Origin of the sequence: Paenibacillus lentus, from assembly GCF_042714055.1 — a bacterium.
GTDB classification, from domain to species: Bacteria; Bacillota; Bacilli; order Paenibacillales; family Paenibacillaceae; genus Fontibacillus; species Fontibacillus lentus_A.
In genome coordinates this window covers 518,949-543,994 of record NZ_JBHGVC010000001.1, presented here as the reverse complement: position 1 = coordinate 543,994, position 25,046 = coordinate 518,949, and the positions used below count along the sequence as shown (strand labels likewise).

The following is a 25,046-nucleotide window of genomic DNA, read 5'->3' as shown; positions in this document are numbered from 1 at the left end:
AATAGCAATACCCCCAATGCATCGAAGGATAGATGCATCGGGGGTATTTTTTGTTATGCCTGCTATTTCAGCTTACGGCATAGTATCCGATAACCGTAGGGATCAAGGCTAATATTCATGACGCCTTTCTCGGGCATGACTTGCTCGTTTGTCAATGCGTCATACCAATCCTTCGTATCCATAGGATGCGATAATGTGCGCTTTTTCTCCGTATTGTTCATCCAAATGGTAAAATGAACTTTTTCGTCGATTCGCTCATAAATGATGCATGGATCGTGTTTGTCTGCGTGCAGAAAACGGAAGCGGCCCTCGCGAAGAGCGTTGTGTTTTTTACGCAGCTCAATCATTAGTTTATAGAAATCATACAGCTCCCGATCCTGTTTATTGGGCTCCCATATCATGCATTTCCGGCAATCGGGATCACCGTTTCCGGAAATTCCGACCTCATCTCCATAAAAGATGCATGGCGTCCCTATATACGTGAATAAGAATACGACACAGAGCTTCAGTTTGCGTTTGTCGTTGCCTACGCTGGTGAGAAGCCTAGGCGTATCGTGGCTGCAGAGCATGTTGAATATGACCTCATTGGTTTGCTGCGGATAACGCATAATAAGAGCGCCCATATCATTAGAGAAGCTGTACCCGTCCATACCGCCATTGAAAAAGGCAAGCACTTTTTCTGCGAAGGGATAATTCATCACGGAATCGAACTGATCCCCGAGCAGCCAATTGAGGGAATCGCTCCACACTTCGCCAATGATATAAGCTTCAGGGTTGGCTTTTTTCACAATTTGCCTAAAATCGCGCCAGAAGTGGTGATCCACTTCGTTAGCGACATCAAGACGCCAACCGTCGAGATTAATTTCTTTAATCCAGTATTCGGCGACGCCGAGCAGGTATTCCTTCACTTCAGGATTCGCGGTGTTGAATTTCGGCATGTTTCCAAAAAAACCGAATGTATCATAAGTCGGAATGCCGTTTTTGATGGATGCTGGAAATTCGTTGATATGGAACCACTCGATATATTTTGAATTTTGCCCATGCTTCAGCACATCCTGAAACGGAGGAAATTGCTCGCTGCAATGATTGAAAACAGCATCGAGTACGACGCGTATTCCTTTGTCATGACAGGCCGTAACCAGCTTCTTTAAGAGGGCGTTATCCCCAAAATGAGGATCGACGTTCTTATAATCGACCGTGTCGTATTTATGGTTGGAAGGAGAGGTGAAGAGCGGTGTAAAGTAAATGGCATTAATCCCAAGGTCGGTTAAATCGTCCAGATGATCCAAGACTCCTTGAAGATCGCCTCCGAAATAATTGTCGATTTTGGGCGTTCCGCCCCAGGGCTCAGTAGGCTTTGGATCATTGGAGGGGTCACCGTTCGCAAAGCGTTCGGGCATAATTTGATAAAACACCGCCTGCTTGGCCCATTCAGGTACCTTGAACACATCAATTTCATGAATGTAAGGAAATTCATACAACTCTCCCGGCGGGGTGGGCGGCTGATGGCCAATTCCGCTATCCTGCATATACACGGTTTCACTGCCGGCGACCAGCTTAAAGGCGTAGGAAAGACGCTTGAATTTAGGCTTAACGGCCACTTCCCAATAATCGAACATGGCATCATGAGCCGCTTTTTCCATTGCTAATTCCTGATAGGTCGTTTGCCAATCATACTTGTCCCCAGTCATGGCGAATACTTGCTCTACGTCATCCCGTTTGGTGCGCACACGCAGATGAATCGTTGACGGATTATAAGCATAAGCCCACTTATCTCGAGGCACGTGGTACAAAGCTTCAAGTAGCATGTGGCCACCTCCTTTAACATCGTGCTACAGCTAATTAATAACCAATTGTCCCTTGGTATGAACCATTATTCCCTGAATAAGGTGTGGACATGAATGAATGAGTCGCCATCAGAGATTTTGTTGAATGACAATTGCTTCGATACAGGAATTTTCAATGAATTTTATCACAATATCATTGTATAAAATGGTTTATTTATGCAATACGTTGATGAGATAAAGCTTGGCATAACTACGGATTTGTTGACGTTGATCATGCCTGAAATCGAGTGTTAGTGTAAAATATTGTATATACCCTAAGGTTTATTACAGTATTAAGTAAAGATCACAATTGACCGAGGGTATAATAACAAATAAGCAAATCAAAAAATGTCGAAAATTTCTTTTGCATATATATGCATAATGATTTATAATTAGCCCAGTGCAAATATGAGTCGATGATTTATTTTCATAACAAGCAAGGAGAGAGACGGATGAAAAAATGGGGTACATTATTAATGGCAGTGCTGCTGCTAACTACCGTGCTGGCCGCTTGCGGTCAGGACAAGGAAGCAAAGAATAGCTCGCAAGGAGCGGGTGCGGGAGAGACCAAAAAGCTGATTCTCGGATTAAGCGCCGATTTTCCACCGTATGAGTTTCATATCAAGAATGAGCAAGGGGAAGACGAAATCGTTGGATTCGACGTAGAAATCGCCAAAGAAATTGCCAAGGATATGGGTGCGGAGCTGGAGATCAAGGATATGGTTTTCTCTTCTCTCCTAAATGAGCTTGGCAGCGGGCGGGTAGATATGGTTATTTCCGGGTTAAGTCCGTCCCCTGATCGTGCTAAAGAAATCGAAATGTCGCAAATCTATTACAATGCTAAGCAGGCCGTCGTTGCGCGTGAAGCGGATAAGGATAAATATGCAACCCTTGAATCGCTGGAAGGCTTGAAAATCGGTGTTCAGAAGAGTTCCATTCAGGAGGACATCGCCAAAGAAATTCCTGGCGCGAAGCTGACCTCTTTGGCTAAAATCTCCGATATCATCATGCAATTGAATTCAGGCCGCGTCGACGTAGCGATCATTGAGGGTCCGGTAGCCGAATCATTCGTGAAGAACGTGGAGGGAATCGTCATAACGGATGCTGAGCCGGTGACCGAGGATGAAGGTTATGTGGTAGGCATCAAAAAAGGGAACAAAGAGCTGCTGGATCAAGTAAACGCCACATTGGATCGTCTGATGAAGGATGGCAGCATCGAGAAATTCGTAGAAGAAGCCAGCGAACTGTCAATAAGATAGGTTGAATTGGCTATTTGGATGAAGAACAAGATGAACAGAAAATAGCGGAGCAGCTTCGCTATTTTCTGTTTTTTTAAGAAACAGGCGACAGCGGGGCATTTTTTCTTTAAGACACCGCGGTTTGGCGGCTTAGAATGTACGTCGATCGACGTTTTTCTAATAATTGGAGGAATGATAGGCTTATGGATTTTTTTGTTGATTTCGGAACGATGTTTTGGGAGTATCGCAGTTATTTTCTGACGGGGCTGCAATATACACTGTGGCTCGCGGCGCTTGGCGTATTCTTCGGGTTTATTCTCGGATTATTCGTTGCTTTAATCCGGATGTCGCCATGGGGAATTGTGCGCTTTTTCGGCCATGCGTGGGTGGAATTTCTGCGTGGTACGCCGATGCTTGTGCAGCTGATGATTATACACTACGGATTGTCTTACATGTTCGATATCAATTTTGATCCGATCGAATCCGGAGCTATTACCCTGTCCATTAACAGCTCGGCTTATTTAGCCGAAATATTTAGGGCGGGCATTCAAGGCGTGGATCGCGGACAGAGCGAAGCGGCACGTTCGCTGGGTATGACGAAGGGGCAGACGATGCGCTTCATTGTTATTCCGCAGGCGATCAAAAACGTCCTGCCGGCCATCGGCAATGAATTTGTAGTCATCGTCAAGGAATCCTCGATCGTTTCTTTTATCGGCGTGACCGAGATTATGTTCCAAGCGGGTGCTGTGCAAGGGATTACCTATAACGGAATGCTTCCATTCCTGATCGTTGCCGTAATGTATTTTATCGTTACATTTACGCTTTCCCGTATTTTGGGTCGTTTCGAAAGGAGATTGCAGGCTAGTGATAACCGTTAAAGATTTGCATAAAAAATTTGGTCAGTTGCATATTTTGAAAGGCATCGACTTGGAAATTAACCGCGGCGAGGTCGTCGTCGTGATCGGTCCGAGCGGATCGGGTAAAAGTACCTTTCTGCGCTGTTTGAACAGGCTGGAGGAGCCGACGAAAGGCGAGATTATTTTCGAGGGAGAGCTCATTACCGGCAAGCAGCATAATATTAATAAGACCCGTGAGAAAATGGGGATGGTATTTCAGCATTTTAATCTGTTTCCTCATAAGACGGTATTGGATAACATCATGATGGCGCCGATGAAGGTGAAAAAACGGAACAAGGCCGAGGCAGAGGCCAAGGCTCAAGAACTGCTGCGCAAAGTCGGCCTGGAAGACAAGAGCGCTGCTTATCCGTCCCAACTGTCCGGCGGTCAGAAGCAGCGGATCGCCATAGCCCGTGCTCTGGCAATGGAGCCGCACGTGATGCTGTTTGACGAACCGACGTCAGCGCTTGACCCGGAAATGGTAGGCGAGGTGCTTGAGGTCATGAAGGGGCTGGCCACGGGCGGTATGACCATGGTCATCGTCACCCATGAAATGGGCTTTGCCCGCGAGGTAGGCGACCGCATTCTGTTCATGGATCAAGGCGTTATTATTGAGCAGGGCACGCCGCAGCAAGTATTTGGGTCGCCGCACCATCAGCGCACGCAGGATTTCCTGAGTAAAGTATTGTAAAAGTATTTGCAAGCATGACCCAAGGTCGTGCTTTTTTGTTTGCAGGCAATTATTTAATTTTTGTCATCGTTGCCGTATTCATTTTTCCTTGATAAAAGCTGAGGAAATTGCCATTGGTAACATTTGCATCCTCCATTGGTTACAAAATTGTGATATATTCAATACGGCCGAAACACTGCTTAGGCAGGTGCGGGGGACGATTTATGACAGGCTGGCGCGCAATGCTTTACGACCGCATAGCTTGTCTGGGGGTGAAGCGCAGGAAGCATCTGCGCCGGGAGCTATCCTTTTTCCCGAATCCGACAACTAACTCCGCAGGCAAGGTTAAAGGAGGAGCAGCATGCTTAAACAACTAAGAGGTCATAAAATTAGGTTGGGTATCAAGACAGCGGTGATGGCGGTAGGATTAGCAGGGGCGCTTCACGCCATGCCGGCTTATGCGGATTCAGTACATACAGCAAAGGACGGAGATACATTCTTCTTCCTGGCCAAGCAGTACGGAGTCAATTTGGACAAGCTTATGCAAGCAAATCCAAGTATACAAGCAACGAATATCTATGAGGGATTGAAGATTACGATCCCCGGCGGGAGCGTGCAGGCGCTTTCAGCTCCAGCCCATGATGCGGAGGCACTTTCTACGCTCAAAGTATTTTCGTCGGATCGCGTGGTACAAGCCTGGGGGAAAACGTTCAATTACAAATCTACCGTTGATGTAAAGGCAACGGCTTACTCCGCTGCGGCAAGCGAGAACGGAAAGTGGGGGGCTGTTGATTATTACGGTAATCCTCTGAAGCTTGGTACGATTGCCGTTGACCCGAATGTCATTCCGATGGGGACGAAGGTGCTTGTAACCGGTCATGATCATCCTGATTTGCCGAATAACGCGTTTGTCGCGACAGCAACGGATCAGGGCAGCGCGATTAAAGGCCAGCGCATCGATATTTTCATTCCGGCCAGTCCGCAGAAGGTAAGTCAATTTGGCTTCCAGGATGTGAAGCTGTACGTGCTGGATTAATCGTCTCCCGTTTTAACTGAATCATAATTTTTTTTCTATTCAAAAAGGACGTTCCGCTAGCAGGGTCGAGGCTCAGACCTGCAGGGATGTCCTTTTTGTGTATTACCGAATTGGCCTGCCTATAAGGATTTCTGGTAATGAAGCAGATCTGTTATCGTTACGAAGCGGTATCCCCGATTCCGCAGAATTCGAATGATGTCGGGCAAAGCTTCAATCGTTCCCGTCAAATTAGAGCCGATGCCGCCGCCGGCATGCTGCAGGACGATAGCACCCGGCCCAACCGCGCTGAGCACATTATGCTTTACTTTATCTTTATCCAGCGCTTTCCAATCCAAAGAATCGACGTTCCAATTAATGATTTTATAGCCTTGCTTTTTGGCCCATTTCAACTGCTCTTCATTTATTTCACCATAAGGTGGACGGATCAGACGCGGCTTATATCCAATTAGCTTCTCGATAACCTTCTCGGTGCGCTCGATTTCATTTTTAAATTCCAGGGCGGATTTTTTCTTGAACAAGGGATGGCTGTAAGAATGGTTGCCGATGATATGCCCTTCGCGGTGAATTCTTCGCAGCAGTTCTGGATGCTTCTTCGCCCGGCCGCCTACCACGAAAAAGGTAGCTTTGACACCATGCTTCTTCAATATATCCAACACTTGTGGAGTGAAGCGGGGATCCGGTACATCATCGAAAGTCAGGGCGACTTGTTTAACCTCGGGCCCGTTGAATTTAAAGGTTTCCGAATACTTGCGGCGCAGTTCTCCCAGTGTCATTGGCTTGGCTTCGGTCGCAACGGATTGTTCGGAGGAGGTGGATTCCGGGTGCGGCGGGGAGGTAGCGGAAACGGGGGTCATTCCCGTAATAAGCGCTAGGCAGACTAGCAGACAGATCGGCGCCTTAATGAGTTTGAACATGGATGACCTTCTCCTTTAATCGCTGAATTGTTATCTATTGGTATGCCCAAAATTGAACATGATTATGACCTTTATTGAAAAGAGTCCCTTGTCCGTTCTGCTCAGATATTTGCATCTAGCAAAATTGTGCGGAAAGTCACAGACTTGCTTGCGTAAAAATAGCATCTTAAATAAAGCAGTATTAGATGCTTATTCGCTAGAGAGGTGAGAAATATGGCGGAAATCATGGCAAATGTAGAAGTAGCCCCGAACATATTCAGAATAAAGGCAGCAGGCTCGTTTGCAGGACGGATGGGACAGTTCTATATGGTTCGGGCATGGGACAAGTATCCGCTTCTCTCCAGGCCGCTTAGCATCTTTGATCGGGACGAGGCAGGCATTGAGTTTCTATATCAGGTGGCAGGGGAAGGGACAAAGCTTATCAGCGATTTGCGACCCGGTGACGAGCTGCAGTTGGAAGGGCCGTTTGGCAATGGATTTCCGGAGGTTCAGGCTTCGGGGAGAGTCGCTTTGGTTGGCGGCGGAATCGGGATCGCTCCGTTATTTTATGCGCTGCGTCATTATTCCTCTTCTGATGTATATTTAGGGTTTAGCCAAGAGGCCTATCTTGCGGAACGATTTAAAGCCGCTACGACCGGAATGGTGCTGGTGAATGTAGGCGGCATCGTGCTGGAGCAGGTGGATTTTCATGCCTATGATACGATCATAGTCTGCGGGCCGGAGCCTATGCTTAAGGCCGTACAGCGCAAACAGCTGGAAACCGGAAGCTCGGCAAACGTCTACGTTTCTTTGGAGAATCGCATGGCCTGCGGGATTGGGGCGTGTCTCGTATGCAGTGTGAAATGCAAGGATAAGCGGCGAAAAGCCTGTACGGACGGACCGGTATTTTTGGCGGAGGAGGTGGTGTTCGGATGACTGGCATGGCATGCAGCATCGCAGGTGTTCATTTTAAAAATCCGATCGTCATGGCCTCCGGAACGTTCGGCTTCGGCCGAGAGTATGGTTCCTTGTATGATATCAATCGGCTGGGAGGCATCTCCGGGAAGGGATTGACGCTGCACCCGAAGGACGGGAACAACGGAATTCGCGTTTATGAAACCCCATCCGGCATGCTGAACAGTGTGGGTTTGGAAAATCCGGGGGTTACGTATTTTTTGCGCGAGGAATGCGAGTATTGGGCTGGCCTGGATTTGGCCAGGATTGCGAATTTAGGCGGCAACACCCTGGAGGACTATGTGGAAGGGGCTCGTCTGATTGAGGAGGACTCGCTCTTGCGCAGGACGAAGGGAAAGCAAGCCGTTGACATGATCGAGCTGAACATCTCTTGTCCGAATGTCAAAGCAGGGGGCATGGCCTATGGGATCAAAACAGAAGTTGCTCGGGAAGTCGTCAGAGAGATTCGGCGAGTAACGTCACTGCCTTTGATGATCAAGCTGTCTCCCAATGCCGAGGATATTGTCCGGATGGCGGGCATGTGCGAGGAAGAAGGGGCAGATGCGGTATCCCTGGTCAACACTTTTTCCGCGATGAAGATCGATATTTATAAGCGCCGCAGCGTGTTTGACAATTTGTACGCCGGTCTGTCGGGGCCGGCGATTAAACCGATTGCGCTTCGCATGGTTCATCAGGTGAGCAAAGCTGTGTCTATTCCCGTAGTCGGAATGGGCGGTATCCAAAGTGCGGAGGACATTATCGAATTCATTATGGCAGGAGCGGCCGTCGTTCAGGTCGGGACGCATAATTTTGTCAATTTACGGGCAGGGGAACAGCTGATTGACGAGCTGCAAGCCTTCATGGAACGGGAAAAGATCGAAGCGTTAGATGAGATAAGAGGGATCTTGTAAGATGGAACGCTTTGCTGATATCACTTTCCAAGAGATTTGCGTGGGGCGAGACCTGCTGCTGATCATCTCCGGAGGAGACCGACATATAGGGGCCTCGTCTACGGCCTATTGGGAGCACGGGCTTGTCCAGGTACAAACCTCCGCCGTCCCCGGCCATAAGGAGCACTTGCTTAGCGAAGAACTGGCTCTCCGGGCAGCCGCAGAGCTGGGGCTTACTGTGACTCTCGTTATGGGCATCCATTATGATCAGCTTAGCCGCACTGAAATTGCTTGCATTACTCGGCGAGTCAAGAGGCTAGTGGACGACTATTTATCGCAAAAAGCGGAGTGCAAGGTTTAAAAATGAATCTGGATAGGTTAATAAACTGGAGCAGTCCTTGCAGGGTTGCTAAGACATGTTTGTATTTAGGAGTAAATACTCCTTTGCGCATTGAGGTATAAACCGAAATATGCTAAGATAACAATAGAAACAAGGAGGCTGCGCCACAGCCTCCCCGGTACAACACTTGGGTGGAATACCTCCAAGAATAAGCTTGAAAATAACCCGTTCCCTCGGCGCTAACCTGGGCGGGTTATTTTCGTTTATTCAGGTATGTGAGCAGTGCAAGGATAAACATTCCAAGCATTAGCACTTCTGAAAACGAAAATTGCATAAGCATCACCTCCATCTGGAGGTGATACTATCCCACCCAAGTTCAGTTGTACAAGTCAAATTATAACACGAGCCTGTGGTCTCCGCAGGCTCTTTTATTTTGTCTGCGAGGGGTTGATTCATATGGCAATGGTAAGGCGGATTGATGTTTCATTAGATTTAGCGTACCCGGTAGAAGAAATTATTGATGTGATTTCTCTCATTATAAATTCACATCCTGGTCAGCAGCTTAGCATTCTTTGGGCAATTGATCAGCATGTCGGGTGATGCTATGGCGGCTTTGGAGAAAACGCAACAGACGGCACAAAGAAGCGGACAGTGCCTAATAGGCGTGACGGGAGAGGTATTTCTCATATTTATGTACCTGCTGGTGCGACACTCTATGTAAGAGTAGAAGCAAAAGTTTTCATTGATCCATCTATAGTTTACTGGCTATTTGTTGTAAATCACGAGTTAGACTAATAGTTATAAAAAAGCACCCTAGGTGCTTTTTTTATTCCCTCGGAGCCAATCCGGCGGCTATTTGGATTGGGGGTAAAGGAAATGGATATTGCGCGGTTGGTAGCTGCGATCAGCGGCGCCATACTCGGCTGGATGGGGCGATCACGCCAGATCAGGAGAGAAGAACGATTGGATGGAAGCGGAGAAGGAGCTTTACGTTAGAATGTTGGGTACATCAAGCGCGCATCGATGACATTAGGGTAGACGTCCGGATAAGGATAGCGCTTAGAGACAGTATCAGAGCAGGTGACGCGGGTAGAGGAATCGGCCAAACAAGCACACAAGCGGATAGATCGCTTGGAAGAATAAAATATATTGAGAGGAATGATTGAAATGAAATGTGATTTTTGAACTCATCAATCCTGGTTGTTAGTTGTAGTTGCTGCATGCTGGGGTATGTGCTTAAGCAACCCCAAGGGTATGAAAGGATTCAATTAAACAAGCTGACGCTTATAAAGTACCGACGTCAGCTTTCTGCCCGAGGGCTTTTTCAGTGTCAACAAATTTGGGGTTTGACCAGTCCCCCCCATCTAGCTGGTGGGGCTTTTCGTGGTTAGTGTCACTCCTAGCTGTTTGCCAGATTGGAACACCTCATAGGCATTTGTCATATGTTATAGATATGTTTTTCATTTTATGACAAAGGAGTATGCAACACATGAATAGATATGTGAACTATGGTTACCCGCAAGCCTATAACTCATTCCCAGCTCCGAAATATTATCGGAATGAGGACGTACGACGAAAGGAAACTATGGCATTGCCGAAAAATGTTACGTACACGACAAAAGTAGAACCCAAGTTCACCGAGCATTTGATGCAACATAAAGGGTTAAAGATAGTCATCACGACAACTGTTGGCAAATTGGTAGGTACTCTGGATGATGTTTTCATTGATCACGTAGCTCTTTCAGTTGATGGTAAATTGCATCACATTCGATTATGTGAAATCGTCTATTTTGAAAAAGCAGAAGAGAAATAAGATATAAATATACCCACTAACCTATATATGGTCGGTGGGCTTTACTTCTTCCAGCAGCTCAACAGAATTATTCCTCACATTCCTCACCGCTATTGATACAGGGTATGCCCTCATCTTATCGGCCTCATACAGCTTTAATAATTCCAAAAGTGAGGGCACATCCTTGTTCTCTCTATCCAGCATTCGGACTCGTTTTCTTTATGAAGTATCACGGGCATTCTATGTGGATGTCGACCATCAGGCTGTTTGGTTCCGAAGTGGTGATCGTAAACGTAGAAATTTTTTCTCCTTTTTCATGTCCATATGTCGTAAAGTCCGGCAAAAGAAAAGATATTTTCGTCCTTCACTGTGATCCCAAATGGCTGCTTTGACTTTCCTCGTTGCTGCCACTCATAAAATCCATCTGCGGGGATAATACAACGACGAGATGCAAGGCTTGCTTACATTTTAAACTTTGATAATTGTTGATTACAACACTTCTATAAGATAAAGGAGCCGCATAAGCGACTCCAGGGGTTTATTTATAAGTAGCTGAGGTAACTGTACTATACTCATTCACTTCAAATGAAAGTATGTTTTTGAATATCACGTAATCAACTCTTTTGCTAAATGGGCCTCTATTGTTATTATGTTTGTCTATACCGTATCGAGCAGGTCCTATACCGTTTTCTTTAGTATCGTACCAGTCAATAAAGGCGTTCACTTCCTCCATTGAAAGGTCGAATTCTTTATCGAGACCAGTTATCATCGTGATTGTTAGAATAGCACGATCCCCGGATGGTATCGGTTGTGGATTCGGCTCTGGCTCCGGTTCCGGTTCAGTTATTGCCTGTTTTAAGTACATATCCCATTCAATAATATCTAAATTAACTGTACTTCTATTTAATAAAACAACTTTTTTTACATTATCATAAGTATCAGGTAAAGAATAAATACTATCATCCCCAGGTATAACTTCTCCTTCTACCGAATATATAATGTTCTCTTTGTGATCAAGTAATCTATAAGTAAAAATTTGGTTTTTGTAATCTTTAATAAAAATTTTAATAGCATTAATGCTGACAGGGGTTTCGAATTCAAAAATTAAATAGTCTGGAATAGTTAAGTTACTAACTCCAGCTTTAATATTGTGCCAAGTTTGATCATCGCCATCTGTTACTGCTGTTGTCGTCCCTAAATAATTAGTTGAACTGGATCCAGTCTTTACAGTCTCGCCACTTAAATAAGAAATGATGTTTTCGGTTTCATTCGCATGGGAAATTGGAACAAGGGTTAATGTTAATAGGATAGTAAGAAGCAGCGGTATAAATATTTTCTTCATATGTATTCTCCTTTGATAAAATAGTCACTCATTCAAAGATATAGGTTTCCATAAGGAATGTCTAAACAATTGTCCCTATATATGTTATTTAGTGTTTTATTGGTTTGATCATTGATTCCAACATTCAAAACAGCAGATATCCCGATGAAATAAGCCCACTTTGACCTATAGCCTCGATGGTTTTATTTTCATATTGATCACGAACGTAAGTTTGCATTTTAATGCAAACAAATGTTCTTGTTGGAAGGGTAGGATGCTTACCGATTTTGAGTGTAAACTACTCCGCATCCTGTATAATTACTCCACGCAGCGTCGCAGAATATTTCGGCAAATGCAGGCGTATAGAAAAAATGGTAGAATGATCAGAAAAGCTGATAACTTACAGCCCAAACGTACAATAACGGTTGCCAGCGTTTCTACCCATTATATAACATGAATAGCATGAACGTTTTGATAGTCAGGATGGAGGAGGTATATTGATGGAAAGCAAGATGTATGAAGATAAATTCCGGCGCAGCGCGATATCGGTTCCCGAGGCGCAAGCCAGGGTACTCACTTATGCCCAGCCTGGCGAAATGGAGCTGGTTCCTATTTTGGAGGCCGAGAATCGAATTCTCGCAAGCGATGTGACAGCTCCGCACCCGTTTCCCCATTTTCGCCGCTCGGGCATGGACGGCTATGCCCTACATAGCATGGATACGAAGGGCTGCAATAACGAACAGCCAGTTCAATTGGAGGTTGTTGACGATATTCCGTGCGGCTCTCTTCCTTCGGCAGCGGTGGAACGAGGCACGGCTTCGCGGATCATGACGGGAGCGAAGGTGCCGGATGAGGCGGATGCCGTCATGATGCTGGAAATGACCGAAATGATTGAGCATGACGGCAGAAGTTATATTCGCATCAAACGAGAGATTGAGCCGGGCAAAAATATTACTCCGGCCGGGTTTGAGCTTGCCGAGGGCGATTTGATTTTGGAGAAGGGCCGGCGGATCGGCACGGGAGAAATATCGGTGCTCGCCACGTTCGGCATACATCAGGTTCCAGTGGCCAGGAAGCCTCGGGTGGCGATATTCTCCACGGGCTCCGAGCTGCTGAACATCGATGAGCCCTTGCAGGACGGCAGAATTCGCAATAGTAACACGTATATGCTGGTAAGCCAGATTCGTGAAGCCGGCGGCGAGCCCCATATGCTTCCGGCTATCGAAGACGATTTAGGAAAGGCGAGGCAGAGCGTAGCGGAGGCCTTTGCTGAATATGATATTGTCATTACGACCGGCGGCGTATCCGTCGGGGACTATGACATTATGGCGGAACTGGTTCGCGAACAATCGATGGAAATGCTGTTCAATAAAGTAACGATGCGTCCGGGCAGTGTAACCACCGCAGCGGTTAAAGAGGGAAAGCTGCTGTTTGCTCTTTCCGGCAATCCGGGAGCCTGCTTTGTCGGCTGCGAGCTGTTCGTCCGTCCATATATCGGTACTATGCTCGGCATCCGTGATCCGTTCTTGCCAGCATTTCAAGCTGTACTGGGCAAAACGTATGCCAAGGTCAACAATTTCACCCGGTTTGTAAGGGGCAGATTAACGTTCGAGGACGGACGGCTTGTCGTATACCCGGCTGCGCTGGATGAATCAAGCGTCATGATTACTATTAAAGACAGCGATGTCCTGATCGTAGTGCCGCCGACGAATAAGGGAGTGGAAGCCGGGGAGCTTGTCGATGTGCTCAGGCTGCCCGGAGGCCGTCTCTAGGCCCATTCCGATTTCATTTCTTAGGAAGGAGAAGGTTTTATATGCCAGTTATTCAAATCGTGGGCTACAAAAATAGTGGTAAAACGACGCTGATCGGCAAGCTGCTGGAAATCCTGAATGCCATGAACTTAAGAGTAGCTGTCATTAAGCATGACGTCCATGGCTTTGAAGCAGACCGTGAGAGTACCGATACGTTTCGTCACCGCCGGGCGGGCGCAGTCGCGACGGCGATTACTTCTCCTTGGCGAACCGCGATCATAGAGGAGCAGGAGACGAAACTCAGCGAGCTGATAAAGCATTTTGACGATTATGATATGACCATTATCGAAGGGTTTAAACATGAGAGCTATCCGAAAATCGTGTTAATCCGTGATAAGGAGGATCTTCCGCTGCTGAAGGATTTAACGGATATACGGGCCGTTGTGTTCAGGGAGGAAGCGGAGGAATGCTTGAATCATGACGGGACGGGCGGCGTGCTTGCGGGCTCGGAACTTCCCTGCTATAAAATAGATGATGTCGAAGAAGTTGCGAAGCTTATCATCGTGTCGATCTTAACTTCGGAGAGTTAATGACAAATCCCCCTCTGGATGGGCAGAGGGGGATTTCACATGGTTTGAGCATAACATTTAGGAGCCGGATTCTGCACGTCGTTCAATCGCTTCAGACATCGTTTTGTCCGTTAGATGAGCGTATACTTCCGTTGTTTCGGTTGATGCATGACCCAACTGCTCCTTCGTCTTGTAAATATCATTTTGCAGGTAGTAATCCGTAGCAAAGGAGTGCCGCAGCTTGTGAACGGTTAAGTAAGGCTTCCCGAATCGTTTCGCATATTTAATAATCATGGCCTGGATCGCCCGTTTCGTCATTCGTTTGCCTTCCTTCTGGCCATTCGGAAGGGCGACGAACAGTGCCTTTTCCCGTTTTGGGGTATTGTAGCGCGTTTGACGCAGCTCTAAATACTCAACTAGTTCGTCTTTGGATTGTTCTCGGAAATAGACTGGCGTTTTGAAGGTCTCATCATTGTTGCCTTTTCGGAATACATAGATGATTTTGTTGGCCAAATCCAGATCATCGACATTCAGATTAACGAGCTCGGAGACGCGAAGCCCGGAATTCAGAATAAGGCTGGCGATACAGGCGTCTCTTACTTTATTGAGCTCGTGGGCATATAGAGCCTGCTTATTGTTGTGAACGTCGGCTCCGTAGCCTTCGCGGATATATCCGATAAATTCAAGCAGCTCATCCTCTTCGAGCAGCTTGCCTTTGAGCTTCGCTGCGGTATCCTTTGGCTTATGTATTCTCTTGATCTCGACCTTGGCCATAATATTGCGCTTCAGCAGCGGATAGAAATCCTCGTCCTCGGCAATTTGGCTCAAATAATGAAAGAGCGAGCGCAGCGAAGACATTTTGCGGGATACCGTAATTTTGGAGTTGGTGCCGTCAACACGCGTAGTCAGATGAAGACGGAACCCCACAATGCTCTCCATCCGAAGCGTCTCTAAATCCAACAGCGTAATTTGGGCATTGCTGTCCGCGGAAGAGAGACCCTCGGCACGCAGCCAATTGAAGAATGCTTCATAATCCCTTATATATTCCAGCAGGGTGGAGGGAGAGAGGTCTGGGAGCTTATAATCAATAAATTGTTGGACGAACCAGGGCATATGAACAACTCGCTCATCGAGTTTTTTTCGATCGATCGTTTTTTGAATATTCATGTAGCGGTACCTCCAAATTCAAACGGTTATGCTCCTTATTGTAGCACAAACGAAGCAATGATTACCCTGAAAACAAGGAGAAACCACGGGAAAAAGCCATTTATAGCTCCTTTGATGAAAAACACACTATATGAAAAATTCACAATAGAAAAAGATTTTTTACCGCACATTTAGTTCCTTTTCAATAAACCCATACGAATTCAGCATTCTAGCAACTATACTAAGTTAAAAGGTAAATATAATATAGCAGGTCATGAAGTTTGTCCAGATTTATGTAGAGACGAAATGACCCAATGAGATTCAAGAGGAACGGCACAGGTCGAGAAAGCCCCCGAGCTGTGGGCGGAGCGAGAAAGGGATATCCAGGCGAAATGGGAGCCTGAAAGGTCGTCGAGGCTGCCACCGAATTGTGGGGATCAAGCCGGAATCTTTTGGGGTCGTCGCCAATCGGATTGCCGAGAAAAGGTTGCGCATGACAATAACGATCATAAATGATGTCCCTTTTTTTAGTTAACCTCATTAATTATACAATATAGTTAATGTTATTAATTGATTGTAGTAACATGGAGTACAGTATAGGCAAAACGTTGTACTGGAGCTGTAAATTCATTTATTTAATATGATTAATCAAAGTGTTGCATGCCTTGAGCATGGAGTACTTTATACACGCGTTTATATAGTGCAGTGCAATACAAAAAAACCTGAGTGTGACAAAACCTCAGGTTTTTTGCAATTTATGCAATTACAGCTCTAATTTCTCGATTTCACCTTTTAGCTTGCTAGCGGAATGCTGGAATTTCTCCAGTTCCTCACCACTCAGCTTCAAATCAAGCACTTCACGAACTCCGGAGCTATCGACGATGCTAGGTACGCCAAGGTATACGTCAGATACGCCATTGTAATCATTTAGCAGGGTGGAGACGTTCAGCACCGAGCCTTCGTCCTGTAGGATGGAGGTGACGATCCGATCCAGCGCCAAAGCGATAGCATAGAAGGTAGCGCCTTTCGCATTGATAATTTCGTAGGCTGCGTTCTTGGTACTGTTAAAAATATTGGTTCGATCTTCATCCGAGAATTCCAAATCGATTCCCGCTACATTGGCAAGACTCCAGAGCGGAACTTCAGTATCTCCATGCTCACCGATAATATGCGCATGGATGCTGCGCGGGTTGATTTTCTTGTTCTGGCCGATCAAATAACGGAAGCGTGCGCTGTCCAACAGGGTACCCGAACCGATAACCCGATTGGAAGGAAAACCGCTCTTCTTCAGTGATACGTAGGACAAGATGTCTACGGGGTTCGTTGCAACGAGAATAATCGCATGGTTGTTATACTTCACAATATTTTTAATGATGCTGTCGAAAATTCCCGCATTACGTTTAAGTAAATCAATACGCGTCTCGCCAGGAGCTTGGGATGCACCGGCCGCAATAATGATGATATCGGCGTCCTTGCAATCGCTATAATCGCCGGCCCACAGTTTGACGCCGCCTGTAAAGGGAAGACCATGGTTCATGTCCAGCGCTTCCCCGAGCGCTCGTTCTTTATTTGCGTCGATAAGCACCAATTCGGACACCCGTTCACGCAGCAGTAATGTATAGGCAGTGGTGGCCCCTACAGCACCTGTTCCAATAATAACAACTCGGCTAGATCGTAATTGCGTTGTCAATTCATCATCTCCTTCTAACTATGACGGATATGTATTAACCCATTCTCATTGTACATGAATCGATTAAAATTTAAAGCACAATCTTAAAGTTTAAAATATTTGAAATTTAATCATGGAATTTATCATCTACATATGCTTACTAACGTACTTTGCTAGTTTTTGAGATATTTCACAAATTTTAATGAGAACTTTGTAACCATAGGGTAACCTTTCTGTAAGGACGTACCCCCTCTTTTTATATTATTCTAGTAATACATAAAGAGAGAGGGAAATGGTGATCAGCATGATGTCGCAGAACGAAAACAGAGGACGCAAGGAAAAATCTCGAAAAAAGTCGAATAGACGGTTCAAAAAACCAATTATTATTTTCTCCATATTATTATCTTCTATAGCCTTAATTATGTGCGCAATTGTAGCGACATCTTATATGAACGTTCATTCCGCTGAAAAGAATATCGCATCGGTCGTTATTCCGAAATTTGCGGGAGGGAACGAGAAGAAGCCTGTTCCGGATAAACAATCCGCCGAGGCTGAGCAAAGCGTGGATGCTACCGAAGGTACAGAAGCTGATAGCAATACGGGAACTACAGAAGTCAACGAAACCAGCCAAGAACAGCAGAACAGTACTGATTCTCCCGAAAATACACCCCAGCCGCCCTTGGAGCAGAAGGCCTCCAAACCCAAAGTGGCTTATCTAACCTTCGATGATGGTCCAAGTAAATATACGGATGAAATTGTAGCCATCTTAAATGAACATGGCATTCATGCAACCTTCTTCGTCATCGGCAGCCAAATCAAGGGTAATGAGAGTTCGCTCAAGGCCGCTTCAGAACAAGGGAACTATATCGGTTTACATAGCATGACCCACGATAAGAAAATTTTGTACGATAGTGGGAGCTCCGCTAAATTCCTTAAGGAATTCAATAAAGAACAGAGCATGGTTGAGGAAATCACCGGAACAGCTCCTTGGCTCATTCGCGCCCCTTATGGCAGCAAGCCGCAAATTAATAAGGAGTTTCGAAATGACATCGTCAAGGCCGGATATAAAATGTGGGATTGGACCGTAGACTCCAAGGATTGGAAGCATACGAACAAACCGGATAAAGTGATGCAGGAAATCAAGCGCCAGGTGTCCCGTGAGGTTGAAGTCATTTTGATGCACGAGAAAAAGCAAACCGTCGAAGCCTTGCCGCAAATCATTCAATATTTAACGAATAAGGGCTATGCCTTTGCGGTATACAAACCGGATCAGCACTTCTCCGTAAATTTTTCGAACGACCCTCGTTTGTAATGTGCTATTAATCTATGATCCTAGACTATGATATAATATGGTCTGCAGGTTGAACCCGGTGAGTGAGGTGCTGATATTTTGAGTTTACTGTATAAATTAACGGGAGCGGTGCTGATTTCCTGCCTGCTTTTAACGGCATGCTCCTCTAAACAGAATGAGCTAGCGACTCCGGTTCAGGAGGAAATGCCTGAGGAAGGCCAAACCATCACCATTGAGAATCCTGAGGTATTCACGGAACAGACGTCTGCTAATAAGGATGAGGGGAAGCAATATCAAATCCAAACGAAGCTTACCGATTTTCACCTTTTTAGCGAAAAAGCAGGCATAGCTTGGGGATCGACTCGCAGTGAACTGCGGCTTTATCTTACCCAGAACAGCGGTAAAACCTGGACAAGTATATCTCCAGCCGCCTCTGTACAGTTTCCATACCATCCTAAATATAATCGGGATATTTTCTTTATCGATGAATCCCATGGCTGGATTGTTCGCAATCCGGTAGGCTCAAGCGATTCTATCGTACTACGTACACGGGATGGGGGAGCGACCTGGAAAATCGCTTCGCTGCCGGGCTCGGATAAAGCGGCTGCGATCTATTTCACGGATGATACCTACGGATGGATATTAGCGGCCAAAACATATCCTGATAAGGAAGGGAAGATGTTATATCAGACGGAAGACGGCGGAGCGACCTGGTCTAAAATCATGGATAGTTCGTCTCCGACGGATGAGGCCCATGACCACGTTCTGCCGAATTTCGGAAACGAGATATCGATGGTCTTTCGCGATCGAATGAACGGCTATGTCAGCATGATCAGCTCCGGCATTCCCAAGCTTTATGTTACGGATAATGGGGGCATCAGCTGGTCCGAGGTGCAGGATTTCTTCTCAACCACCAAGTACAAGTCTTGTAAACAGTTTATTGCCGGCGATCTGCAGTTCTTTTCCAATGAGCCACTGAACGGCTGGATTCCCGTCGGCTGCGTGAAAGAGGATGCTACGAAGTTCAACGGCTATTATACGGCTGACAATGGAGCGAGCTGGAGCTTGGCGCCATTTGAATCGTTCTGGCAAAAGGGGCTGAATGAAACACTGCCGCCTGCTTTCGCAAGCAGCGGGGAAGGGTGGCTGCTCCATAACTCAAAGGTTTACCACACTCTGGATCAAGGCAAGAATTGGACGGCACTGCCGGAAAGCAAGGTACTGGTAAAAATATTGGCAGAGTACCCGGAGGTCGTCAAGCTGCGTTTTTCCTCCGCTCAGGTAGGCTGGCTGCTCGTTGCGCAAAGCAATCAGAAGCGCTCTTTACTGCTGCAAACCTTAGATGGCGGCGCTAGCTGGCGGGTGTTATAAGAGGTTTAAAGTTAAAATATAAAGTAATACAAAAAGCCATTTTTCCTAATTATGGGGATGAATGGCTTTCCTGTGTATACGAGAAATTAAAGTTTTGTATATTGTGAAAATTATCACATTGTCTGACGGCTGGTCTGTGATATATTTAACTCAGAAAGAATAAACACTGTACTTCAATTATCAAATAGGAGTGATTGAGATGAAAACGAACAATCAGGATCAAGTAACCCGTAACCTGCTTCAATTTTGCTATAACTGTGAAGATGCCCATTTATGTACAACAGAAGAGATCTGCAAAGCCTGCTGGGCCGAGAATGGATTGTATGAGGCTGAGACAGAAGCAGCAGCCGGAGCAGAAGAAACCCGTCAATTGTTACAATTCTACTATGCATAACTCCATATCTTACGAACGATTAACATAACCTTCGGTTCAGGGCTCAGGAACCGGAGGTTATTGTTGTTCTATGCGGATGAATTAATCATTGGAGCTATGACAAGTTTCACTCCGCCTGGCATATACATAGAAGAGAAGTACAGGGACGACCAAAGAACTATTAACATGGTTCTACAACCGGCATGAACGCGAGGGAGGGAGAAGGATGCAATCTTGGGTGGAAATGTTCGGCGTTATGAACACGGCACTTCCTATTTTCTTCATCATCATCCTAGGGATCATTCTCATTTCTGTGGGCCGGGGAATACTAAGGTACGCCTTTAATTCGAAGCAACCGCTGCTCATTGTTCCAACAATCATCGTCGGCAAACGTACGGAGGTTTCTCATCGCCATAACACAGATACCGCAGTGAGCCATACAGATAGTAAATACTTCATTACGTTTGAAGTCGAGAGCGGTGATCGCCTAGAGTTTCCGGTAAGTGGACAGGAATATGGACAATGCGTTGAGGGAGACCAGGGGAAGCTTTCATTTCAGGGAAATCGTTATTTGGGATTCGAACGTTTAGCCAAGTCGACATTGAGCATAGATGAGGGGTATCGCGATTATAGGCGAAATTATTAGGCTTGGATCAATCAAGGGGCGTCTAATCGGATGTCTTATAAATAATAAGAGAGCTGTCCCACGGGGGCAGCTCTCTTTGTGTATCCTTATGAATAAGATAACGCTTTGACCTTGACTGTGTTTGCCAGAATATCCTGGGCAACCTTGCGCCCGCTCGAAAATGCGCGTTCCGCCAATTCGCCCTTGCCTTCACAGCCGTCTCCGCAGAAGTAAAAGGGAACTTGATCGAGTTGATTCGGCAGCAGCTTATTCGTATGAATATTTTTTACGCTTGCCACCATCGCTTTCTTGGACACGCGCTTGACGGTAGTATTGTCGCGCCAGCCTGGGTAGTAAGTATCGAAGAGCGCTTCCATTTGCGATGTTTTGCTCTCCAGATACTGTTTCTTCTGATCATCATCCGCAAAGTCATCGTTTAAATAGGCGATGCCCTGAAGCAGCTGACCGCCCTCAGGAACAACGGTATGATCCGTAGCGGAGACGTCGCTGATAAACAGCTTGTTGTTCATATCGCTTATATAGTGGAAGGGGCGATTGATGACCTTGGAAAAGCCAACGTCATAAACAAGAACTTCAGTTGACGTATTGTTCTTGTAAGGTTCCAACGCTAAGCCCCATGGTGTCGATTCTAGGAGTTTGGCAACCTGCTGTACCGGCATGGCGAAGATGACCTGATCAAAGACTAATGATTCGCGAGTTTTGGTATGAAGTATAAATTTGTCATCTTCCATCGTGATCGATTCTACGGCTTCCTTTACAGCGATCTCCCAATCTGGATTTTGGGAAATTTTATCCACCAGCTGATTGGTGATTGTCGACCAGCTGCCAAGGATGTAGTTGACCGGTTTCTGCGAGAGGAACAGGTTATGATAGTATTCGGCGATCACTTCGCCGGACACTCGTCTGGCCTCTTCTGGGGTGATGAAGAAGTTGGAGCTCACTAAATGCTCCCATAGCTCTTTGACGTCAGGAGATGCATTGGACTTATCCAAATACTCGCCTAAGGTCGGATAATTCTTCAATTGGTGAATATTAGTGATGACGGCAGCGATTTCGGCAACGAAGCGAATTTTCTCCATCGCCGTAAGGACGCCGGTCTTCATAATATTAACGAAATCAAGCGGGGCGGGAGTGAGTTGACCATGCTTGGCATACACTACATTTCGCTTATCAACCTGCTTGCTATGAAAGCGGAGATTGAGCTCATTCTCCATATTCAGCAATGTATGTCTGTCAATGCCGTACACCGCATGTGCTCCGTAATTTAGTGTGAAACCTGATTTCTCATAAGTAAAGGCTCTTCCACCCAACTGCGGGCTACGCTCGAACACTGTTCCTTGTACACCCGGACTGTCGGACAGATAAGCAGCGGCCGTTAACCCGGAAAGTCCACCGCCAACAATCGCGATTCTCATTAGTCGTACCTCCCATTCGTTTTGTGAAGCGGCAATGGTCTGCGCTTCTCGCAACAATTCTGCTCCGAACCGAAGCATGGATTCATTACTAGTATATGCTATTCATGTAAGCGCGTCCATAGAAATAGACACGAATTGTTCAAAAATGAAATCGTATTCATCATTACCCTTGGTATTCGTGGGTTGACACAATGACAAAAGCAAAAAACTAGGCACATAAATGGGCAAATGCACATAGGATATATCGTTCATTAGAGATTGAAGGAGGAAAGCCAGTGGCTGTCATAAAAGCAAATTCCGAGGACGTCAAACTGCTGGCACGGCTCATGCGCGCAGAGGCTGAGGGTGAAGGCGAGCAAGGCATGCTGATGGTTGGAAACGTCGGAGTAAATCGGATTCTAGGCAATTGTCTTGATTTCAGAGACATACGCGATATGAATCGAATGGTGTTCCAATCGCCGGGAGGCTTTGAAGCCACGCAGAAAGGTTATTTCTATCAACGGGCGCGTGATGCCGATATACGCTTGGCCCAACGAGTGATTAATGGCGAACGCATATGGCCTGCCACCAATGCATTATGGTTTTTTGAACCCGTGGGGGACTGTCCGGCTACATGGTACAACCAGCAGAATACGGGGAGATTCAAGTCTCACTGCTTCTTCACTCCAACTTTCGAAGATTGTCCTTCTGTATATTAACGGGAGCTTGGTCCCTTTAGCATCAACCATACTTAGAGGAGGTTTTTATTTATGTTCAATCCAAATTATCGGCCGGTGAGCTATAAAATCGGCAGCGGTCCATCGGGAGCCTATGGCGGTGGCGGCAGCTATCCTGCCCAATATCAGACTCAAGGAGGCATGTCATATCCTCCGCAGGTGCCGAGCGGAAGTCCGATGACGACGACGGGGACGGTTGTTCCCACGGCGATTCCTCAGTTCGAGCAATCTTATATCGAGAACATATTGCGCTTAAATTTGGGCAAAGTGGGTACCTTTTATATGACATATGAGAACAACTCCCAATGGAACGCGAAAATATTCAAAGGTGTTCTCGAAGCCGCTGGGCGCGACCACATTATTATTAGTGATCCGGCGACAGGAGTAAGAACCATTATGCTAATGGTGAACTTTGATTATGCTACCTTCGATGAGCCGCTCGTATACCAATATCCGGGAACGATCGGAAGTCCCCAATCGGCAAGATAACGAAAATGAATCACTTTTCATGACGAAATGGAGCAGGAGGCAGTTGCTTCCGAGACGGCCGTCAACTCCGCACTACCCAGGGCTGCCCTTTACGCGAGGGCGGCTTTGTTGCATTTTGTTGTCTTTTTTTGCGGATTTCGTTTGGAATCGCATCAAATCCATAGGAAAAGCCAGCAAAAGGTAGGCTTGACTGTAGCAATAGCAATTTTCTGTGGAAAACAAAATAAATTAGCCCTGTATTCTTGTCTGTTGTCATACCGTGCCGTTTGACTGTGTAGTGTATAATAATATAATTAGATGTAAAAGGTCATAAACCTGTCACAGTCAAATTAATTCAAACCGCGAAGGAGGTGCACCTGTTCGCCGCTTTGGATCAGCGGGAATAGGAAACGTATTGACTGACCCTTTACCGAGTATTTATCATGTAGGACTTATGATTATACTAGTTCTGCTTAACGGATTTTTCGTATCGGCTGAATTTGCGATTGTGAAAGTTCGCGCAGGCCGAATCGATGCCTTGATTGAAGAGGGGAAGAAGAGCGCAATCACGGCAAAAGGACTTATGAGCCGGTTGGATGGCTATTTGTCCGCCTGCCAGCTAGGAATTACGCTTAGCTCTCTTGGTCTCGGGTGGCTTGGTGAGCCGGTTGTGGCACGTCTGCTTAATCCGATATTTCAGCTAACGGGAATAGGGAATAAGGCCGCGTATGCCATATCGCTTACGACTGCATTCTTATTGATCGCCGTGCTGCACATCGTGCTTGGAGAGCTTGCGCCCAAGACTGTAGCCGTGCGCAATGCCGAGAAGGTAACCCTGCTGTCAGCACGCCCTATGCAAGTGTTCTATAAACTGATGTTTCCGATGATTTGGGTGCTGAACAGCTTGTCGTCCGGACTGCTCAGAATATTTGGTATCGAGCCGCTCAAAGAGCAGCATGATTCTGCGCATACGGAGGAAGAGATCAGGGTGATGATGAAGGAGAGCAGCGAGAGCGGCCTGATTGATAGTACCGAGATGTCGCTCGTCGACAACATCTTTGAGTTCGCGGATACAACAGCACGGGAAATCATGATACCTCGTACCGAAATGATTTGCTTGTACACACAGAACACCTTGCATGAAAATTTAGAAATAGCCTTGGAAGGAACACGTACACGTTATCCGGTATGTGCTAACGATAAGGATCACGTGATCGGCTTTATTCATATAAAAGATTTAATACGCTCGAATTCAGCGAATTATTTAGATTTGCTCCGCCCCATCATGGCGGTGCCGGAATCCACCCCGATTAGTGATTTGATGAAGCGCATGCAGCGCAATAAGACGCAAATCGCTATTCTGATCGATGAATACGGAGGCACATCGGGGCTTGTCACGCTTGAGGATATCGTAGAGGAAATCGTCGGTGAAATTCAGGATGAATTCGACGAGGAGCGCCCCGGCATCGAGCAAGCAGGCGAAGACGCTTATTCCATTGACGGACTCATGCTTATTGAAGCGGTGAATGACCGGTTCGGCTTAGAGCTTGATTCCGATGACTATGACACGATCGGAGGCTGGTTATATTCAAGAATTCAAATCCTACCACCTCAGGTCGGGCAGTCCGTGGAATACGATGGTTATCTGTACATGGTAGAACAGACCGACAACAAGAGAATATCGCGCGTGAAGCTTGTTAAGCAGGAGCTGATTCCATTAGAAGGAGCAGGCGCGTAAATTTATAACGTAGCTAAAGAAGGGTGCCCTGGGGGCA

General features: G+C 46.3%; 25 protein-coding genes and 1 riboswitch. Of the genes, 18 read left to right on the top strand and 7 right to left on the bottom strand.

Features of this window, described 5'->3' with window-relative positions; all coding sequences use genetic code 11:
• Positions 1-62: 62 nt before the first annotated feature.
• Positions 63-1,808: an alpha-glycosidase gene (locus tag ACE3MQ_RS02300; protein ID WP_379390180.1), complete on the bottom strand. Its 1,746-nt coding sequence runs from the start codon at positions 1,806-1,808 to the stop codon at positions 63-65.
• A gap of 470 nt (positions 1,809-2,278) precedes the next feature.
• On the opposite strand from ACE3MQ_RS02300, the gene ACE3MQ_RS02295 reads away from it, so the two are divergent.
• The 4 genes from ACE3MQ_RS02295 (at position 2,279) to ACE3MQ_RS02280 (ending at position 5,666) form a co-directional block, all read left to right on the top strand.
• Complete coding sequence (locus ACE3MQ_RS02295) at positions 2,279-3,085, top strand: transporter substrate-binding domain-containing protein (protein ID WP_379390178.1); 807 nt, start codon at positions 2,279-2,281, stop codon at positions 3,083-3,085.
• A 182-nt stretch (positions 3,086-3,267) separates the two neighbouring features.
• Positions 3,268-3,942 (top strand): amino acid ABC transporter permease, encoded by a 675-nt coding sequence (locus ACE3MQ_RS02290; RefSeq protein ID WP_379390176.1) that lies wholly within the window; start codon positions 3,268-3,270, stop codon positions 3,940-3,942.
• Positions 3,929-4,651, top strand: coding sequence for an amino acid ABC transporter ATP-binding protein (locus ACE3MQ_RS02285; protein ID WP_379390174.1), 723 nt, complete (start codon positions 3,929-3,931; stop codon positions 4,649-4,651). The genes ACE3MQ_RS02290 and ACE3MQ_RS02285 overlap by 14 nt, the downstream gene beginning before the upstream one ends.
• A 155-nt stretch (positions 4,652-4,806) precedes the next feature.
• Positions 4,807-4,989: riboswitch (cyclic di-AMP (ydaO/yuaA leader) on the top strand.
• Between the two features lie 2 nt (positions 4,990-4,991).
• Positions 4,992-5,666, top strand: a complete 675-nt coding sequence (locus ACE3MQ_RS02280) for a 3D domain-containing protein (RefSeq protein ID WP_379390172.1) — start codon at positions 4,992-4,994, stop codon at positions 5,664-5,666.
• Between the two features lie 119 nt (positions 5,667-5,785).
• On the opposite strand, the gene ACE3MQ_RS02275 is transcribed toward ACE3MQ_RS02280, so the two are convergent.
• Positions 5,786-6,580 (bottom strand): polysaccharide deacetylase family protein, encoded by a 795-nt coding sequence (locus tag ACE3MQ_RS02275; RefSeq protein ID WP_379390170.1) that lies wholly within the window; start codon positions 6,578-6,580, stop codon positions 5,786-5,788.
• A 213-nt stretch (positions 6,581-6,793) separates the two neighbouring features.
• On the opposite strand from ACE3MQ_RS02275, the gene ACE3MQ_RS02270 reads away from it, so the two are divergent.
• The 5 genes from ACE3MQ_RS02270 (at position 6,794) to ACE3MQ_RS02250 (ending at position 10,556) form a co-directional block, all read left to right on the top strand.
• The gene (locus ACE3MQ_RS02270) at positions 6,794-7,495 is read left to right on the top strand and encodes a dihydroorotate dehydrogenase electron transfer subunit (RefSeq protein ID WP_379390168.1); all 702 of its coding nucleotides are present in this window, start codon (positions 6,794-6,796) and stop codon (positions 7,493-7,495) included.
• Complete coding sequence (locus tag ACE3MQ_RS02265) at positions 7,492-8,424, top strand: dihydroorotate dehydrogenase (protein ID WP_379390166.1); 933 nt, start codon at positions 7,492-7,494, stop codon at positions 8,422-8,424. The genes ACE3MQ_RS02270 and ACE3MQ_RS02265 overlap by 4 nt, the downstream gene beginning before the upstream one ends.
• A 1-nt stretch (position 8,425) precedes the next feature.
• Complete coding sequence (gene lpdD, locus ACE3MQ_RS02260) at positions 8,426-8,764, top strand: prenylated flavin chaperone LpdD (protein WP_379390164.1); 339 nt, start codon at positions 8,426-8,428, stop codon at positions 8,762-8,764.
• A 435-nt stretch (positions 8,765-9,199) separates the two neighbouring features.
• Complete coding sequence (locus tag ACE3MQ_RS02255; protein WP_379390161.1) at positions 9,200-9,343, top strand: hypothetical protein; 144 nt, start codon at positions 9,200-9,202, stop codon at positions 9,341-9,343.
• An 889-nt stretch (positions 9,344-10,232) separates the two neighbouring features.
• Positions 10,233-10,556, top strand: a complete 324-nt coding sequence (locus ACE3MQ_RS02250; protein WP_379390159.1) for a DUF2642 domain-containing protein — start codon at positions 10,233-10,235, stop codon at positions 10,554-10,556.
• A gap of 293 nt (positions 10,557-10,849) precedes the next feature.
• Here the strand turns inward: ACE3MQ_RS02250 and ACE3MQ_RS02245 are convergent, their stop codons facing one another.
• Complete coding sequence (locus ACE3MQ_RS02245; RefSeq protein WP_379390709.1) at positions 10,850-10,969, bottom strand: SOS response-associated peptidase family protein; 120 nt, start codon at positions 10,967-10,969, stop codon at positions 10,850-10,852.
• Positions 10,970-11,073: 104 nt separating this feature from the next.
• The gene (locus tag ACE3MQ_RS02240; RefSeq protein WP_379390157.1) at positions 11,074-11,877 is read right to left on the bottom strand and encodes a hypothetical protein; all 804 of its coding nucleotides are present in this window, start codon (positions 11,875-11,877) and stop codon (positions 11,074-11,076) included.
• A gap of 479 nt (positions 11,878-12,356) precedes the next feature.
• Here ACE3MQ_RS02240 and ACE3MQ_RS02235 point away from each other — a divergent pair, with 479 nt between their 5' ends.
• Both ACE3MQ_RS02235 and mobB read left to right on the top strand, forming a co-directional pair.
• A complete protein-coding gene (locus ACE3MQ_RS02235) occupies positions 12,357-13,628 on the top strand; it encodes a molybdopterin molybdotransferase MoeA (protein ID WP_379390155.1) in 1,272 nt (423 codons plus the stop codon).
• A gap of 41 nt (positions 13,629-13,669) precedes the next feature.
• Entirely contained in the window at positions 13,670-14,197 is a 528-nt protein-coding gene (gene mobB / locus ACE3MQ_RS02230) for a molybdopterin-guanine dinucleotide biosynthesis protein B (protein ID WP_379390153.1), read from the top strand.
• A 57-nt stretch (positions 14,198-14,254) separates the two neighbouring features.
• Here mobB and xerS read toward each other — a convergent pair whose 3' ends face one another.
• Both xerS and ACE3MQ_RS02220 read right to left on the bottom strand, forming a co-directional pair.
• Positions 14,255-15,343 carry a tyrosine recombinase XerS gene (gene xerS / locus ACE3MQ_RS02225; protein WP_379390151.1) on the bottom strand — a complete coding sequence of 363 codons (1,089 nt, stop codon included), beginning with the start codon at positions 15,341-15,343 and terminating at the stop codon, positions 14,255-14,257.
• Between the two features lie 742 nt (positions 15,344-16,085).
• Positions 16,086-17,012 (bottom strand): L-lactate dehydrogenase, encoded by a 927-nt coding sequence (locus ACE3MQ_RS02220; protein ID WP_379390149.1) that lies wholly within the window; start codon positions 17,010-17,012, stop codon positions 16,086-16,088.
• A gap of 427 nt (positions 17,013-17,439) precedes the next feature.
• Between ACE3MQ_RS02220 and ACE3MQ_RS02215 the strand changes: the two genes are divergently transcribed.
• The 4 genes from ACE3MQ_RS02215 (at position 17,440) to ACE3MQ_RS02200 (ending at position 20,672) form a co-directional block, all read left to right on the top strand.
• Complete coding sequence (locus tag ACE3MQ_RS02215; RefSeq protein ID WP_379390146.1) at positions 17,440-18,303, top strand: polysaccharide deacetylase family protein; 864 nt, start codon at positions 17,440-17,442, stop codon at positions 18,301-18,303.
• A gap of 78 nt (positions 18,304-18,381) precedes the next feature.
• Positions 18,382-19,653, top strand: a complete 1,272-nt coding sequence (locus ACE3MQ_RS02210) for a WD40/YVTN/BNR-like repeat-containing protein (protein WP_379390144.1) — start codon at positions 18,382-18,384, stop codon at positions 19,651-19,653.
• Positions 19,654-19,852: 199 nt separating this feature from the next.
• A complete protein-coding gene (locus ACE3MQ_RS02205; protein WP_379390142.1) occupies positions 19,853-20,047 on the top strand; it encodes a hypothetical protein in 195 nt (64 codons plus the stop codon).
• Between the two features lie 205 nt (positions 20,048-20,252).
• The gene (locus ACE3MQ_RS02200; RefSeq protein WP_379390140.1) at positions 20,253-20,672 is read left to right on the top strand and encodes a DUF2500 domain-containing protein; all 420 of its coding nucleotides are present in this window, start codon (positions 20,253-20,255) and stop codon (positions 20,670-20,672) included.
• Between the two features lie 86 nt (positions 20,673-20,758).
• On the opposite strand, the gene ACE3MQ_RS02195 is transcribed toward ACE3MQ_RS02200, so the two are convergent.
• Positions 20,759-22,087, bottom strand: a complete 1,329-nt coding sequence (locus tag ACE3MQ_RS02195) for an FAD-dependent oxidoreductase (protein WP_379390138.1) — start codon at positions 22,085-22,087, stop codon at positions 20,759-20,761.
• A 275-nt stretch (positions 22,088-22,362) separates the two neighbouring features.
• On the opposite strand from ACE3MQ_RS02195, the gene ACE3MQ_RS02190 reads away from it, so the two are divergent.
• The 3 genes from ACE3MQ_RS02190 (at position 22,363) to ACE3MQ_RS02180 (ending at position 25,009) form a co-directional block, all read left to right on the top strand.
• A complete protein-coding gene (locus ACE3MQ_RS02190) occupies positions 22,363-22,785 on the top strand; it encodes a cell wall hydrolase (protein ID WP_379390136.1) in 423 nt (140 codons plus the stop codon).
• A 51-nt stretch (positions 22,786-22,836) separates the two neighbouring features.
• On the top strand, positions 22,837-23,292 hold the full coding sequence (gene gerQ, locus ACE3MQ_RS02185) for a spore coat protein GerQ (RefSeq protein ID WP_379390134.1): 456 nt from the start codon (positions 22,837-22,839) through the stop codon (positions 23,290-23,292).
• Positions 23,293-23,725: 433 nt separating this feature from the next.
• Entirely contained in the window at positions 23,726-25,009 is a 1,284-nt protein-coding gene (locus ACE3MQ_RS02180; RefSeq protein ID WP_379390132.1) for a hemolysin family protein, read from the top strand.
• Positions 25,010-25,046 lie beyond the last annotated feature (37 nt).